Annotated in this window: 10 protein-coding genes and 1 pseudogene; 6 read left to right on the forward strand and 5 right to left on the reverse strand. The window is 73.8% G+C overall.

All coding sequences use genetic code 11. The annotated features are described in order from the left end of the window. Positions 1–56: 56 nt before the first annotated feature. Both GHR20_RS14505 and GHR20_RS14510 read left to right on the forward strand, forming a co-directional pair. A complete protein-coding gene (locus GHR20_RS14505) occupies positions 57–1,391 on the forward strand; it encodes an SWIM zinc finger family protein (RefSeq protein WP_153813410.1) in 1,335 nt (444 codons plus the stop codon). A gap of 49 nt (positions 1,392–1,440) precedes the next feature. Next, positions 1,441–3,104: pseudogene (locus GHR20_RS14510) on the forward strand (DUF5691 domain-containing protein). A gap of 260 nt (positions 3,105–3,364) precedes the next feature. Here the strand turns inward: GHR20_RS14510 and GHR20_RS14515 are convergent. Further along, positions 3,365–3,787, reverse strand: a complete 423-nt coding sequence (locus GHR20_RS14515; protein ID WP_153813411.1) for a cobalamin B12-binding domain-containing protein — start codon at positions 3,785–3,787, stop codon at positions 3,365–3,367. 261 nt (positions 3,788–4,048) lie between these two features. On the opposite strand from GHR20_RS14515, the gene GHR20_RS14520 reads away from it, so the two are divergent. Both GHR20_RS14520 and GHR20_RS14525 read left to right on the forward strand, forming a co-directional pair. Continuing rightward, entirely contained in the window at positions 4,049–4,903 is an 855-nt protein-coding gene (locus GHR20_RS14520) for an alpha/beta fold hydrolase (protein ID WP_153813412.1), read from the forward strand. A 228-nt stretch (positions 4,904–5,131) separates the two neighbouring features. Beyond that, a complete protein-coding gene (locus GHR20_RS14525; RefSeq protein WP_153813413.1) occupies positions 5,132–6,688 on the forward strand; it encodes a M23 family metallopeptidase in 1,557 nt (518 codons plus the stop codon). Positions 6,689–6,777: 89 nt separating this feature from the next. Here GHR20_RS14525 and pcrA read toward each other — a convergent pair whose 3' ends face one another. Beyond that, the gene (gene pcrA / locus GHR20_RS14530; RefSeq protein ID WP_153813414.1) at positions 6,778–9,288 is read right to left on the reverse strand and encodes a DNA helicase PcrA; all 2,511 of its coding nucleotides are present in this window, start codon (positions 9,286–9,288) and stop codon (positions 6,778–6,780) included. 403 nt (positions 9,289–9,691) lie between these two features. Between pcrA and GHR20_RS14535 the strand changes: the two genes are divergently transcribed. After that, the gene (locus tag GHR20_RS14535; RefSeq protein ID WP_153813415.1) at positions 9,692–10,681 is read left to right on the forward strand and encodes a tellurite resistance/C4-dicarboxylate transporter family protein; all 990 of its coding nucleotides are present in this window, start codon (positions 9,692–9,694) and stop codon (positions 10,679–10,681) included. On the opposite strand, the gene GHR20_RS14540 is transcribed toward GHR20_RS14535, so the two are convergent. After that, positions 10,659–11,012: a hypothetical protein gene (locus GHR20_RS14540; protein ID WP_037655947.1), complete on the reverse strand. Its 354-nt coding sequence runs from the start codon at positions 11,010–11,012 to the stop codon at positions 10,659–10,661. The genes GHR20_RS14535 and GHR20_RS14540 overlap by 23 nt on opposite strands. 644 nt (positions 11,013–11,656) lie before the next feature. Here GHR20_RS14540 and GHR20_RS14545 point away from each other — a divergent pair. Further along, entirely contained in the window at positions 11,657–12,733 is a 1,077-nt protein-coding gene (locus GHR20_RS14545) for a C40 family peptidase (RefSeq protein ID WP_153813416.1), read from the forward strand. 55 nt (positions 12,734–12,788) lie between these two features. Here GHR20_RS14545 and GHR20_RS14550 read toward each other — a convergent pair whose 3' ends face one another. Beyond that, positions 12,789–13,535 carry a response regulator transcription factor gene (locus GHR20_RS14550; RefSeq protein ID WP_153813417.1) on the reverse strand — a complete coding sequence of 249 codons (747 nt, stop codon included), beginning with the start codon at positions 13,533–13,535 and terminating at the stop codon, positions 12,789–12,791. Then, on the reverse strand, positions 13,532–14,821 hold the full coding sequence (locus GHR20_RS14555; protein WP_148026571.1) for an ATP-binding protein: 1,290 nt from the start codon (positions 14,819–14,821) through the stop codon (positions 13,532–13,534). The genes GHR20_RS14550 and GHR20_RS14555 overlap by 4 nt, the downstream gene beginning before the upstream one ends. Positions 14,822–14,925 lie beyond the last annotated feature (104 nt).

Consider the following 14,925-nt stretch of genomic DNA (forward strand, 5'->3'; position numbering starts at 1 on the left):
CAGCACAGACGCCCGCTCGGAGCCGATTGTCAGTGGGGGGATCTACCGTCGGTGACATGACTGAGCAGGGGGTGCGCTGGACCGCGGACCAGGTGCTGGCACTGGCGCCTGACGCCGCGTCACGCAAGGCGGGCGGCAGGCTCGGCACGGCCGGTCCGTGGTCCGAGGCGGGGAGCGGGAAGGGGTCGGTGTGGGGGCTGTGCAAGGGCAGCGGCAGCAAGCCGTACCAGACGGTGGTCGACCTCACCGGGCCCGCGTACAGGTGCGGTTGTCCGAGCCGTAAGTTCCCGTGCAAGCACGCGCTCGGACTGCTTCTGCTGTGGGCGGGGGACGACGGTTCGGTACCGGTCCGCGCCGAGCCGCCGGACTGGGCCGGGCAGTGGCTCACGGGCCGACGCGAGCGTACGCAGGACAAGCGGCCGGACAGGGGCGGTGGGGGCGCCGATCCGGAGGCGGCCCGGCGCCGCGCGGAGCGCCGGGCCGAGCGGGTCACCGCGGGCGCGAGGGAGCTGGAGCAGCGCCTCGCCGACCTGCTGCGCGGCGGCCTCGCGGCGGCCGAACAGGCGGGGTACGGACTGTGGGAGGAGACCGCGGCCCGCATGGTCGACGCCCAGGCGCCCGGACTGGCCGCCCGGGTGCGGGAGCTGGGGGCGATACCGGCGTCCGGCGCGGGCTGGCCGGCCCGGCTGCTGGAGGAGTGCGCGCTGACGCATCTGCTCGTCCAGGGCTGGCTGCGCCGCGACCTGCTGCCGGAGCCCCTCGCGGCCACGGTCCGCTCCCGGCTCGGCCTGCCCGCCCCGGCGGACGGACCGCCCGAGCGGGACCGCTGGCTGGTCCTCGCCCAGTACGACACGGCGGACACCAAACTGACGACGCGCCGGACATGGCTGTACGGCACCGCGTCGCACCGCACCCGGCTGCTGCTGTCCTACGGCGCGGGCGGCCGGGCCCCGGAGCTGTCCCTGCCGGTGGGTCTCGCCCTGGACGCCGAGGTGTCCGCATATCCGGGCGCCGGGCGGCTCCGGGTGGCGCTGGGCGAGCGGTTCGCCGCGCCCGCCCCGGCCGGCCCGCGCCCCGCGGGTGTCACCACGGCCGAGGCGGTGGCCCGGTACGGCACCGCCCTGCGCGAGGACCCCTGGCTGGAGTCGGTCCCGGCGGTCCTGGAGCGGGTCGTCCCGGTCCCGGACGGCGAACGGTGGCAACTGGCCGACGCCGACGCGGACTCGGCCCTGCCGCTCTCCCCCTCCGCCCGTTCCCGCCCCGGCCTGTGGCGCCTGCTCGCGCTGTCCGGCGGCGCCCCGGTCACGGTCTTCGGCGAGTGCGGCCACCGGGGCTTCACCCCGCTCACGGCGTGGCCCGAGGGCGGCGGGGAGGCGGTGCCGCTGTGCTGACCGCCCCGCTCCACTCCACCCGAAGGGCAGACGAAGGGAAGGCACCGCGATGAACGGCAGCGCACCCCGTCCGGACGCCGTGCGCGGCAGCGCGCCTCGCCCGGACCCCGTGAGCGGCTGGGAGGACCTGGTCACCACCGCTCTCCTCGGCACCGGCCGGCGCCCGCCCGCGTGGCTCGCGCCCGGCCGTCCCGCCCCCGTCGCCCTGCTGGACGCGGCCGCCGAGGCGACCGTACGGCGGCGGGCCGGGCTGCGGGCCGCACCCGCCGGGCGGCGGCCGGAGCGGGCGCCCGAGGATCACCGCCCGGCGCTGCCCGCGGCCGCGGCCGGCCGGCTGGCGGCGCTGCTGGCCGACCGCTCCGGCGGCACCGGCGGCGGGCGGCGGGGCAGTTCCCCGGACCTGATGGAGCTGCTCCCGCAGTGGCTCGCGGCGGCCAACGGACACGGGTACGCCGCCCCCGCGCCGGCGCTCCCCGCACTGCTGGACGCGGCCCGGGGCCGCACCGATCTGCGCCCGGCGGCGCTGGCCTTCGCGGGGCCCCGGGCGCTGTGGCTGGCCCGGTTCAACCCGGACTGGCGCTTCGCCCTGCGCGCGGCGCCGGGCGGCGGCGCGGAGCTCCCGGACCCCGGGGACACCGAGGCGATCCGACGGCTGTGGGAGGAGGGCCTGTTCGCCGAGCGGGTGGCCCTGCTGGGCGCGCTGCGGGCCCGCTCCCCGAGCACGCCCGTGAGCTGCTGGACGGGACCTGGCCGACGGAGCGGGCGGAGGACCGGCTGATGTTCCTGGACTCGCTGCGCTCGGGCCTGTCCGCGGCGGATGAGCCGTTCCTGGAGCAGGCGCTGGGCGACCGCAGCCGCAATGTCCGGGCCACGGCGGCGGAGCTGCTGTCCGCGCTGCCCGGCTCGGCGCTGGCCCGGCGGATGGCCGTGCGGGCCACGGCGTGTGTGGCCCTGGACCGTTCGGGAGACGGTCCGGTGATCGCGGTGGAGGCGCCGCACGCATGCGATTCCGGCATGGAGCGCGACGGCCTGATGGCCACCCCTCCGGCCGGGCGGGGCGAACGGTCCTGGTGGCTCGGCCAGTTGGTGGAGGCCACGCCGCTTACCACCTGGCCGGACCGGCTCGGCGGGCGCGACGCGCGGGAGATCGTCGCGCTGCCGGTGGCGGACGGCTGGCAGGGCGAGCTGCACGCGGCCTGGTGCCGGGCGGCGGTGCGGCAGCGGGACGCGCGCTGGTCGCGGGCGCTGCTCGGCGCCCCGTCGGCGCCCGAGGCGGGCGGCCCGGGGGCGGTGTCCCTGGCGGAGCGCGCCAAGCTGCTGGCCACGCTCGATCCGGCGGAACGGGCCGGGTGGGTCGCCGGGTTCATCGCGGCCCACGGCCTGTCGGAGGCGTTCCAGCTGCTCGGCGTGTGCGCGGTGCCCTGGTCGGCGCCGCTGGGCCGGGCCGTCGTGGACGCGCTCAACATCGCGCGGGACGCCGGGAGTTACCCCTGGAGCTTCAGCGGTGTGATGGGTCTCGCGGAACGCTGCCTGGACCCGGCCGAGGTGGCCCGGCTCCAAGCCCTGCTGGCGATACCCGACGAACGCGAGGACGCCGCGCCGGGCGCCGGGGGCTACTGGGCGGAGGCGTTCCAGCGGCTCGTCACCACACTGCGGCTGCGGGCGGCGATGGCCGAGGAGCTGAGACCGGCGGAGGATTCGGGCGCGGGGTGACGTCGTTCGCCGGGCGTCACCGGCGCGTGGGGGCGCCACCGGCACGCGGAGGCGCCATCGGCACGCGGGGGCGCCGCCACCTCAGTGCGCCGCCACCGACACGCAGGGCGCGGCCGACGTGTGGGGCGGGACCGGCACGCGGGGCGGGGGCGGGTGGCGGACACCATGAAGACCGGCGAACTCACGGTCCCTGCGGGCACGCGGCGGGGACGGTCGCCCGCCCGGCCCGGCCCACCGCCGCGCCGGCCCGCCGCGCCTCCTCAGCCCCCGGACGCCGCCGGCTGACGCGCGTTCTGCCTGACCCACTCCACGATCGACGCGGTCGTCGCGCCCGGGGTGAAGATCTCCGCGACGCCCTTCTCCTTCAGCGTCGGGATGTCCTCCTCCGGGATGATGCCGCCGCCGAAGACGAGGATGTCCTCGGCGTCGCGCTCCCTGAGCAGGTCGATGACGGCGGCGAACAGGGTGTTGTGCGCGCCGGAGAGGATGGACAGGCCGATCGCGTCGGCGTCCTCCTGGAGCGCGGTGTCCACGATCTGCTCGGGCGTCTGGTGCAGCCCGGTGTAGATGACCTCCATCCCGGCGTCCCGCAGGGCCCGCGCGATGACCTTGGCGCCCCGGTCGTGGCCGTCGAGGCCCGGCTTGGCGACCACCACCCGGATCGGACCGGCTGCCACACCCATCACTGCCTCCCTCATCCGGCCCCGGCCGCGTCACGCGACCGCGCCGTCACCGTACGGCCGGCGGAGGCGCTCGCCGCCGCCCTCCGACAAGTACCGCACCTTCGGCACGCCCCGCCACCCGTCGCGGGGTGAGAGGACGTTGTCTCCAGCATCCCGCGCCCGGCTGTTTTACGGCGCGCGACGACGGGGAATTCATTGAGTGGGACATACAGGCACACGGGGGAGGGAGCCGTCCTCCGGTGTGCCGACGGGAGGTCGGCCATGAAGGTCACCGGAGCAGCGCCACTCTTCTCCCCGTACGCATACTGCCGTCGCCTGTGGCCCGGCAGACTGGCCGGGCTGTCGGTGACGCTGCTGAAGGCGACCGCCCTGGACGCCGCGATCCTGGCCGGACACGTCCTGCTGTATCCGACCGGCCTCTTCCAGGAGCGGCTCGCGCCCCTGGCCGCGCCCGGCGGCACCGCCCGGCTGCCCGTCCGCCCCGGCCCGCCGGTCGTGCTGCTGCACGGCTTCATCGACAACCGCTCGGTGTTCGTCCTGCTGCGCCGCAGCCTGGGCCAGCACGGCGGGCAGCGCGTGGAATCGCTCAACTACTCCCCGCTGACCTGCGACATCCGCACCGCCGCCGAGCTGTTCGGCCGGCATGTGGAGGAGATCTGCGCGCGCACCGGCAGCGACCGGGTGGACATCGTGGGGCACAGCCTCGGCGGTCTGATCGCCCGGTACTACGTGCAGTGCATGGGCGGTGACCTGCGCGTACGCACCCTCGTCACCCTCGGCACCCCGCACTCCGGCACCCGGGTCGCGCCGCTGGCCGACGCTCATCCCATCGTGCGCCAGATGCGGCCCGGTTCGCAGGTCATCGAGGAGCTGGGCCGTCCCGCACCCGGCTGCCGCACCCGGTTCGTCAGCTTCTGGAGCGACCTGGACCCGCTGATGGACCCGCTGGAGACGGCCTGCCTGGACCATCCCGACCTCGACGCGCACAACGTGCGGGTGACCGGCATCGGCCATCTCGCCCTGCCGGTGCACCCCGCGGTGGCGGCCGGGATACGCGAGGCGCTGGACTTCGCCGACAGCAGGGAGCGGCCCACGAACGGCCTGACGGTGGCGTGAGGCCCGCCGAGCGCGCCGCGAGGGCCGTGAAGCACCGTCTCACAGCCGCCTGACATCGAACGCACATCGAACAGAAAGCCAAACTCGGGTCGAGCGCCCCCCGAAACAACGCCGAATGCCCGTTTCCGGCTCGGTGAAACCGGTCGAAGATTGTCGCGCCCGCATACCGCCGGGTACAGTCGCCGCACTGCTCTGGCAGCCCCTGTTGTCGAGGCGAAAGAGAAGTTGGTGAACGACCGTCACCCGTCGGGGACCCTGACCACCCCGGCCCCGGCTTCCGACGCCTCCGCGGCGCCCCCGGCGTCGTACGGCACTCCGGAAGTCCCCTACGACGACTTCACCACGTACGGCGGCTACGACGCCACCGGTTTCACCAGTGGTCCCGCCGCAGGCTTCGATCCGGACCCGCTCTTCGGGCACTTCCCCGGTGATCCCCATGCCACCGGTGAATATGCCACCGGCCCATGGCACACCGGCACCGTCCAGACCCCGGCCTACGGCGCCTACGCGCCGCAGCACCAGGCCGGTTACGACACGGGTGCCTACGACAGCACTGCCTGGACCGTCCCCGCGCAGGCCACCGGCAACGAGGTGAGCGGCCAGTGGGACGCGCACCCCGACCCGTCCGGCACCCACGACGCCACGCAGCAGTGGGAGTGGGGCACCCAGACCTTCGACACGGGCGCGTACGACGCCACGCAGTGGAACTCCGCCGGGGCCGCGGGCGCCGAGCCGGAGGCCGCCCCGTACGAGCAGGAGGCGGCGCCGTACGAGCCGGACGCCATGCCCTACCCGCAGGACCACGCGTCGTACGAGCCGGACGCCATGCCCTACCCGCAGGACCACGCGTCGTACGAGCCGGACGGTACGCCGTACGAGCCGGACGCCGTGCCGTTCGACCAGCAGGAGACCGCGACCTTCGAGGGGTTCGCGGACCCGGACGGGACCGGCGAACTCGCCGACACGCCGTACCTGTTGGAGGAGCAGCAGGAGTCCGCGCCGGCTCCGGCTCCCTCGGGTGGGCGCGCGGGCGCGCGGGCCGGGGCGCGTTCCCGGCGTCGTACGCCCGCGAAGCGCTCCGCGCTGCTGACCGTCGCCGTTCCCTCGGCCTGTGTGATGGGTGTCGCCGGGATCGCCGCGGCCTCCGTCGGCGCGCTGCACAGCGGCGGCTCCACGGAGACCACCGCCTCCGCCTCGGACACGCACGCGGTCCAGCCGTCGACCGCCAACAGCACGCTGGACACGCAGCTCAGGGGGCTGTCGGCCGGCGCCGACGACTTCGCCGACCGGGCCAGCCGCACCCAGGAGCGGATCGACCTCAAGCAGCAGCAGGACCAGGAGAAGAAGAAGGCGGCCGCGGCGGCCGCGCTGAAGGAACGGCTGCGGCCCAAGTTCGTGCTGCCGGTCCTCCAGAAGGGCCTCAGCGCCTACTTCGGGCAGGCCGGCGTCAACTGGATGTCCGTGCACACCGGCATCGACTTCCCCGTCGCGTACGGCACCACGGTGATGGCCGCGACCGACGGCACCGTCGTCACCAAGTGGAACAGCGCCTACGGCAACATGCTGATCCTGACCGCGAAGGACGGCACGGAGACCTGGTACTGCCACCTCTCCCGCTATGTCGTCGCCCCCGGTACGACCGTCAAGGCCGGCCAGCCGATCGCCGACTCCGGCAACTCCGGCAACTCCACCGGTCCGCACCTGCACTTCGAGGTACGGCCCGGGGGCGGGGCGGCGGTCGACCCGCTGCCGTGGCTGCGCAGCCACGGGCTCGACCCCACGTAGGGAAGCCCTGAATGCCTTGAAAGCCTTGAACGAAAGGGGCCCCCGCCGGTCGGCGAGGGCCCTTTTCCGTATGTGCTTTCCGGGTCCGCCTACAGCTTCTCCACCGGCGCGTACCGCAGCAGCAGCCGCTTCGGCTTGGTGTCGCCGAAGTCGATCGTCGCCTCCGCGTTCGCGCCCGTGCCCTTGACCCCGACGACCGTGCCGAGTCCGAACTGGTCGTGCGTGACCCGGTCCCCGACGGACAGCCCGACCACCGGCTTCTCCGAGGTGCGCCGCGTGGCGAAACCGGACGCGCCCGAGGCCGAGGAACGCGACCGCGACGAGGACAGCGAGGCCGCCACCCCGGACGCGGGCCCGGACAGCGGCGCCGTCGCACCCGTGCGCTTCCAGTCCACATGCGTGGCCGGGATCTCCTCCAGGAAGCGGGAGGGCGGGTTGTACGACGGCTGCCCCCAGGCGCTGCGCATCGCGGCCCGCGTGAGGTACAGCCGCTCCCGCGCACGGGTGATGCCCACGTACGCCAGGCGCCGCTCCTCCTCCAGCTCCTTGACCTGCCCGAGGGCGCGCATGTGCGGGAAGACGCCGTCCTCCATGCCGGTCAGGAAGACGACCGGGAACTCCAGGCCCTTGGCGGTGTGCAGGGTCATCAGGGTGATGACGCCGTCGCCGCCCTCCTCGTCGGGGATCTGGTCGGAGTCGGCGACCAGGGCGACCTGCTCCAGGAAGTCGGACAGCGTGCCGCCCGCGGCGGGGGCGTCCGGTGCCGCTTCGCCCTCACCGCGCTCACCGCGCTCCTGCTCGAACTCCAGGGCGACGGCGGCGAGTTCCTGGAGGTTCTCGATGCGGGTCTCGTCCTGCGGGTCGGTGGAGTTCTGCAACTCGGCGAGATAGCCGGTGCGTTCGAGTATGGCCTCCAGGACCGTGGCCGGTCCGGCGCCGGACTCCACGACGGTGCGCAGGTCCTCCATCAGCGTGTTGAAGCGCTTGACCGCGTTGGTGGAGCGCGCGGCCATGCCGTACGCCTCGTCCACCCGCTTGAGCGCCTGCGGGAAGCTGATCTTCTCGCGCTGGGCGAGGGCGTCGATCATCGCCTCGGCGCGCTCGCCGATGCCCCGCTTGGGCACGTTGAGGATGCGGCGCAACGGCACGGAGTCCTCCGGGTTGGCGAGCACCCGCAGGTAGGCGAGGACGTCCCGGACCTCCTTGCGCTCGTAGAAGCGGACCCCGCCGACGACCTTGTAGGGCAGGCCGACGCGGATGAAGATCTCTTCGAAGACGCGGGACTGGGCGTTGGTCCGGTAGAAGACGGCGACGTCACCGGCGCGCGCCTCGCCCGCGTCCGTGAGGCGGTCTATCTCCTCGGCGACGAACTGGGCCTCGTCGTGCTCGGTGTCGGCGACATAGCCGGTGATCCGCGCGCCCTGTCCGGCGTTGGTCCACAGGTTCTTCGGGCGGCGGGACTCGTTGCGCTCGATGACCGCGTTGGCGGCGGACAGGATGGTCTGCGTGGAGCGGTAGTTCTGCTCCAGCAGGATCGTCGTCGCGTTCGGGTAGTCCTCCTCGAACTGGAGGATGTTGCGGATGGTCGCGCCGCGGAAGGCGTAGATCGACTGGTCCGCGTCACCCACGACGCACAGTTCGGCGGGCGGGATGTCGTACGCGCCGGGCGGTACGTCCGTGTCGTGCGCGCCGGTGCCGACCAGCTCGCGCACCAGTGCGTACTGGGCGTGGTTGGTGTCCTGGTACTCGTCCACCAGGACGTGCCGGAAGCGGCGGCGGTAGTGCTCGGCGACGTCCGGGAAGGCGCGCAGCAGATTGACCGTCGTCATGATCAGGTCGTCGAAGTCGAGCGCGTTGGCCTCGCGCAGCCGCGACTGGTACAGCGCGTACGCCTGGGCGAGGGTCTTCTCGAAGCCGTCGGCGGCCTGGGCGGCGAAGTCCTCCTCGTCGATCAGCTCGTTCTTCAGATTGCTGATCTTGGCGCTGAAGGACTTGGGCGGGAAGCGCTTGGGGTCGAGGTCCAGGTCGCGGCAGACCAGGGCCATCAGGCGCTTGCTGTCGGCGGCGTCGTAGATCGAGAACGACGAGGTGAAGCCGAGCCTCTTGCTCTCCCGGCGCAGGATGCGCACGCACGCGCTGTGGAAGGTCATCACCCACATGGCGTTGGCCCGCGGGCCGACGAGCTGCTCGACGCGCTCCTTCATCTCGCCCGCGGCCTTGTTGGTGAAGGTGATCGCGAGGATCTGGCCGGGGTGCACCTCGCGCTCGGCGAGCAGGTGGGCGATCCGGTGGGTGAGCACACGGGTCTTGCCGGAGCCGGCGCCGGCCACGATGAGCAGCGGGGAGCCGGCGTGCGTGACCGCGGCGCGCTGGTTCTCGTTCAGCCCCTCCAGCAGGGCTGCCGCGTCCAGCGGGGGGCGCGGGGCGCCGTCGCGGTAGTGGGTGTCCCGGTCCGGCGGCACGTCGAACTTCCCCCCGAACAGATCCTCCGGGATCGGCTCCGGAGCATGATCGTCCTCGGGGGGCGGCGCATGTTCCTCCTCGTGCCCACGCGGGGCCTGGAGATCCGCCAGGAAGCTGTCGTCAAAGAGGCTGCTCATCGCCTTCCGAGTCTAGGGTGCCCCGCCGACAACCGGTCCCGCTCCCGGAAACCTGAGGGTAAAGCCGGGGAATCGCGGAGGGGGAAACCCTTGGGAGTCCCGGGGAAACGGGAGGCGGAGGGGTCGGGGGGACGGGGAAGGTCGGGGATACGGGGGATCGGCGGGCTGCCCGAGGAGAGCGGGGGCGGGCCGGGGGAAGCGGGGAGCGGGCAGGGGAAGCGGGGGGGCGGAGGGGAAGCGGGGAGCAGCCCGGGGAAGCGGGGAGCGGGCGGCCGGACGGGCTCCGCCCGGGGTCACCCTCCTGTCCGCCCTGCCGACGCCCCTCCGGCCCCTCGGGGGGTTTTGGTGCCCCCGCGCGCGTGCCCGCGGCACCCGGCTCGGGACCCTGCCTAGCATCGGGCGCATGTCCGGTCTGCGTACGTGGTGGGCGGGCCGGTCACCGGCCGCCGGGTCCGCCGTGATGGCGACCGGCATCGTGTCCACGGGGCTGCACCTGATCGGCGCCGAGACACTCTCCCTGGCGGCGCTGGCGCTGGCGGGCGCCGCCTGGGTGCTGCTGGGCATCGGTTTCGTCGGGCGGCTGGCCCTCGACCGGGGACGCTGGGCGGCCGAGGCACGCAGCCCCGCGGCGCTCACCGCGGCCGCCGCGACCTCCGTACTCGCCGCCCGCCTCGCGACCCTGGGCCCTCACCCGCCGGCCGAAGCGCTGCTGGCCCTCGCCGCGGTGCTCTGGGCGGCGCTGCTCCCGGTCGTCGTACGGCACTGGCAGTCCCGTATGCCGGGCGCGGTGTTCCTGTGCTGCGTGGCCACCCAGGGGCTGGCCGTGTCCGCGGCGGCGCTGGCGGCGGCCGGGCACCGGGCCTGGCTCGCGCACACCGCGCTGGTGCTGTTCTGGCTCGGCCTGGTGCTCTACGCCGTCGCCCTGCCGCACTTCGATGTGCGGCAGGTGCTGGAGGGGCCGGGGGACCACTGGGTCGCGGGCGGGGCGCTCGCCATCTCGGCGCTGGCCGGGGCGGGCCTGCTCACCGCCGGGGACACGGGCGGCCTGTACCTGTGGAACGACGACGACCGCGACACCCTGCGCACGACGACCGTCCTGCTGCTCGCCCTGTGCCTGGCGGCCTGCGTCGTCCTGCTGGTCGCGGAGTCGGTCCGCCCCCGGCTCCGCTACGACCGGAACCGGTGGGCGACGGTCTTCCCGCTGGGGATGACGGCCGCGGCGACGCTCTCCGTCGGGACCGCGGTGGGCGTGCCCTGGCTCGGGGTGCCGGGGCAGGTGCTGGTCTGGGTGGCGGTGGCGGGCTGGCTCTGGGTGGCCGCCGGCACGGTCACCGACGCGGTGCGCACGGCCCGCGCCGGGTCCGGCGAGGTCAGGTCCAGAGCACCGCGATGAAGATGTTCGTCGCGGTCAGCGCGCCGACCAGCCCGAACTGCGCCTTGTCGATCCGCTCCTCGTCGCGCTTGACGTAGACGAGGCCGAGAATCACGATCAGCAGGGCCAGCTTGATGCCGATCTTGATGGTGTTGATCTGGGCACCCTGCGCCTGATTGAGCCCGACCAGGGCCACACCGGTGACCAGCATGGTCAGCGCCCCGTGCAGCATCCCGGGTACGAACCGCGCCGTGCCCTGGCCCATCGCCTTCATCTGGGTAAGGAAACCACCGAGCAACGCGGCGATGCCGATGATGTGCAGGCCGACGAAGAGGTGGATGAGTACGTCCATGGAGCGGGAGCCTAATTCGTCGGTATCCGGGCCCAGGACGGCAGGGTGCCGTTCCCGCGTCATGGAGCGGTGCGGGCCGCCACGCCTTGCCGGAACCGGGGCGCCCACAGGGCCGGGGGCCGCCTGAGCGAGCCGATCTCCGGATGGATCCGGCGGCGCGACCCGCCCGCCTTCCTCGCATCGCTGTCCCCCTCGGCCGGCACGAGCGCCGCCTTGGCCGTCGCCCTCGCCCACGCGGTCGGCAACGGCCAGGTGCGCGTCGCGGGAGCCGGGACACCCGAGCTCCGCCTCCGCACCGTCACGCCGCATAGCACCCCACTGCTCCCCCTTTCACCACTTCTCGCCCTTCGGTCACCACGCTGCGCGAAGACGACACCCCGAACCTTCCGCATCGGTCACATGCGGACAAGTGCCGCCCCATCGAAGCCATTTCCGCACACCGCGTTACCAACTCGTCACCGTCCGGCTTAGCGTCCTCCCCCAGGCACCCGGCCCCGACCGCCGGGTCCGCATCGGTCGCGTCGGTCGCGTCGGTCGCTTCGGTCGCATCCAGTGCGCCGATCGCAACGAATGCACCGGACGCATCGGAACGCTTCGGACGCCTCGACCGGTATTCAGTCGTACGAAAGGACGTGACGGCACAGGTGGCAGCGCATCGCAGGCCACGGCAGCACCCGTTCAAGGGCCGTACGGCCCGGACGGCGGCCATCCTCGCCATGGCGGGGGCGGCCACCGCGACGGGTTTTGACGGCACCGGACAGGCCGAGCCCCGGCTGACACCCACGCAGGTGAAGGCCGAGGTGGACACCCTGTACCAGGAGGCCGAGACCGCCACGCAGAAGTACGACGGCGCCAAGGAGCAGGTGGACGCGGGCGAACGCCGGCTGAACGCGCTGCGCGACGAGGCCGCCCGCAAGACGCGGAAGCTCAACTCCGCCCGGGACGCACTCGGTACCATCGCCGCCGCGCAGTACCGCTCCGGTGACATCGCCCCCGCCTGGCAACTCGCCCTGTCCAGCGACCCGGACCGCTACCTGGACGACGCCGCACTCGCCGAACGCGCCGGCGACCGCCAGACCGCCGCCGTGTCCCAGGTGCGCAGGCAGCTCCAGGAGATCGAGCGGTTGCGCGGCGCCGCCCGCGTCGAGCTGAGGTCCCTGACGTCCCACCAGGACGAGCTACGGCGGCAGAAGACCGCCGTCACCGGCAAACTGGCCGAGGCCCGGCGGCTGCTGGCCGAGCTGAGTCCGTCACAGCGCGACCAGGTGACCGCCGGCGGCGACACCGACGGCACCACCCCGGGACACGCCTCCCGGTCGGCCGACGGCGCCCGGCAGGTGCTGGCACAGGCCGGCGCCGTCGCCGCCCCCGACTCCCGCGCCGCGGCGGCCGTCGCCTACGCCTTCGCCAAACTCGGCAGCCCCTACGTGTGGGGCGCGACCGGCCCCCACTCCTTCGACTGCTCGGGCCTGGTCCAGGCCGCCTACCGCTCCGCCGGAGTGTCCCTCCCCCGCACCACCTACGCCCAGATCGACGCGGGCCACCGGGTCCCCCGCTCCGAACTGCGCCCCGGCGACCTGGTGTTCTTCTACTCGGGCATCAGTCACGTCGGCCTCTACATCGGCGACGGCCGCATGATCCACGCCCCCAACCCCTCCGCCCCGGTCCGGGTGGCCCCGATCGACCAGATGCCGTTCGCGGGGGCGACGAGGGTGGTGTGAGGGGCCCGCATCCGGACCCGGACCCGGACCGCCGCGGGGATCCGCTCCGCCGGGGTCAGACCAGCCGCCGCGCCGTCGCCCACCGCGTCAGCTCATGCCGGTTGGACAGCTGGAGCTTGCGCAGGACCGCCGAGACATGGGACTCGACCGTCTTCACCGAGATGAAGAGCTGCTTGGCGATCTCCTTGTAGGCGTAGCCCCGGGCGATCAGGCGCAGCACCTCCCGCTCGCGCTGGGTGAGCCGGTCCAGGTCCTCGTCCACGGGCGGGGCGTCGGTGGAGGCGAAGGCGTCCAGGACGAACCCGGCCAGGCGCGGGGAGAAGACCGCGTCCCCTTCCTGGACCCGGAAGATCGAGTCCACCAGGTCGGTGCCGGTGATGGTCTTGGTGACATAGCCGCGGGCGCCGCCCCGGATCACCCCGATCACGTCCTCCGCCGCGTCCGACACGGACAGGGCGAGGAAGCGGACCGGCTGCTCGGCGTCCGCCGTCAGCGCCGCGCACCGGCGCAGCACCTCGACACCGCCGCCGCCCGGCAGGTGGACGTCGAGGAGGACCACCTCGGGCCGGGTCGCGGTGATGACGGTGACCGCCTGGTCGACGTCCGCGGCCTCGCCCACCACCTCGACACCGGTCGTGGCGGTCTGACCGATCTCCGCCTGTACGCCGGTGCGGAACATCCGGTGGTCGTCCACCAGCACCACCCGTACGTGCCGCCCGCCCGCCCCGCCGCCGGCGAGCCCGCCGGTCGCGGCCGCCTCCGCGGTCTCCGCCACGCCGTTCGCCTCGGTCGCGTCGCTCATGCCGTCTTCTCCGCCCTCTCCATCTCCAGCTCGACCTCCGTGCCGCCCCCCGGCACCGCCCGTAGCCGGGCCGTGCCGCCGTGGCGCTCCATGCGTCCGATGATCGATTCCCTGACGCCCATGCGGTCGGCGGGTATCGCGTCGACATCGAAGCCCGGGCCGCGGTCGCGCACGGACACGAACACCGTGCTGCCCTCGACCTCGGCGTAGACCTGCACGGCGCCGCCGTCGCCACCGTACTTTGCCGCGTTCACCATCGCCTCGCGCGCGGCCTGCATCTGCGCACCGATCCGTTCGTCCAACGGGCAGTCGCCGACGACGACCACCTCTATGGGCACCCCGTGCTTGTCCTCGACCTCGGCCGCGTTGCGCCGCACCGCCTCGGCGACCGTGTCCGGCTCGTCGGCCTCGTCCTTGCCGGTGCCCTCCGGCTTGTAGAGCCAGGTGCGCAGGTCACGCTCCTGGGCGCGGGCGAGGCGGCGGACCTCCCCCGCGTTGTCCGCGTTGCGCTGGATCAGGGTGAGGGTGTGCAGCACGGAGTCGTGGACGTGCGCGGCGACCTCGGCACGCTCCTGGGCGCGGATGCGCATCAGCCGCTCCTCGGAGAGGTCCTGGGTCATCCGGACCAGGTACGGACCGGCGAGCAGGGTGATCCCCACGAGGACGGCGAGCGCGGCCTGGAGGACGGCGCCGAGGTGGGCGGCCGAACCCTGGAGGACGAAGATCGCCGAGACGCCGGCCGTGACCAGCAGGACACCGGCGGCCGCGCGCACCAGGGTGAGGGTGCGGCGGTGCCGGCCGACCTCGGCCCAGCGGGCCCGCCGGGCGTTGTCCGCCTGGCGCCAGACGAGGGCGACACCGGCCGCGACGAGCACGGCGGGCACCAGATACGCCTTGGCGGCGCCGGTCAGATTGACGCTGCCCACGAAGACCATGGACACGATGACCATGAGGAGCAGCGCGACCATCTGACCGCGGTCCGGCTTGCGGGCCACGAGTCTTCTGCGGCCGCCGGGCGTGGTCTCGGCGGTGACCGGCGACGTCTTCTGTCCGCCGACGCCACCGACACCGAGCGGGACGAAGAACCAGAACGCCGCGTACAGCAGCGCGCCCAGGCCGTTGGCCATGAACAGGCCGGCGAACGCGAGCCGGACCCAGACGACGGGCAGCCCGAGATGCCCGGCGAGGCCCCGCGCCACTCCGCCGAGCCAGCGTCCGTCGCCGCTGCGGTAGAGCTTGCGCGGTGGCCGCGGGTCGTCGAGGGGCAGGCTTGCGGCTTCCGGCATGGCATCGATGGTCACACGGGCGGCCGGGGCGGGGCATCAGGGTCGGTCCCCGAGACGTCCCTGATCTTCCCCGGGACGGGCTCGGGGGGCCTCGCTCCCGCGCC

This window comes from Streptomyces sp. SUK 48, assembly GCF_009650765.1.
Classification (GTDB): Bacteria; Actinomycetota; Actinomycetes; order Streptomycetales; family Streptomycetaceae; genus Streptomyces.

Coding starts and splice junctions, on each gene's coding strand:
- GHR20_RS14505 (WP_153813410.1), top strand. CDS start 57: ATGACTGAGCAGGGGGTGCGCTGGACCGCGGACCAGGTGCTGGCACTG.
- GHR20_RS14515 (WP_153813411.1), bottom strand. CDS start 3,787: ATGGGTGTGGCAGCCGGTCCGATCCGGGTGGTGGTCGCCAAGCCGGGC.
- GHR20_RS14520 (WP_153813412.1), top strand. CDS start 4,049: ATGAAGGTCACCGGAGCAGCGCCACTCTTCTCCCCGTACGCATACTGC.
- pcrA (WP_153813414.1), bottom strand. CDS start 9,288: ATGAGCAGCCTCTTTGACGACAGCTTCCTGGCGGATCTCCAGGCCCCG.
- GHR20_RS14535 (WP_153813415.1), top strand. CDS start 9,692: ATGTCCGGTCTGCGTACGTGGTGGGCGGGCCGGTCACCGGCCGCCGGG.
- GHR20_RS14540 (WP_037655947.1), bottom strand. CDS start 11,012: ATGGACGTACTCATCCACCTCTTCGTCGGCCTGCACATCATCGGCATC.
- GHR20_RS14550 (WP_153813417.1), bottom strand. CDS start 13,535: ATGAGCGACGCGACCGAGGCGAACGGCGTGGCGGAGACCGCGGAGGCG.
- GHR20_RS14555 (WP_148026571.1), bottom strand. CDS start 14,821: ATGCCGGAAGCCGCAAGCCTGCCCCTCGACGACCCGCGGCCACCGCGC.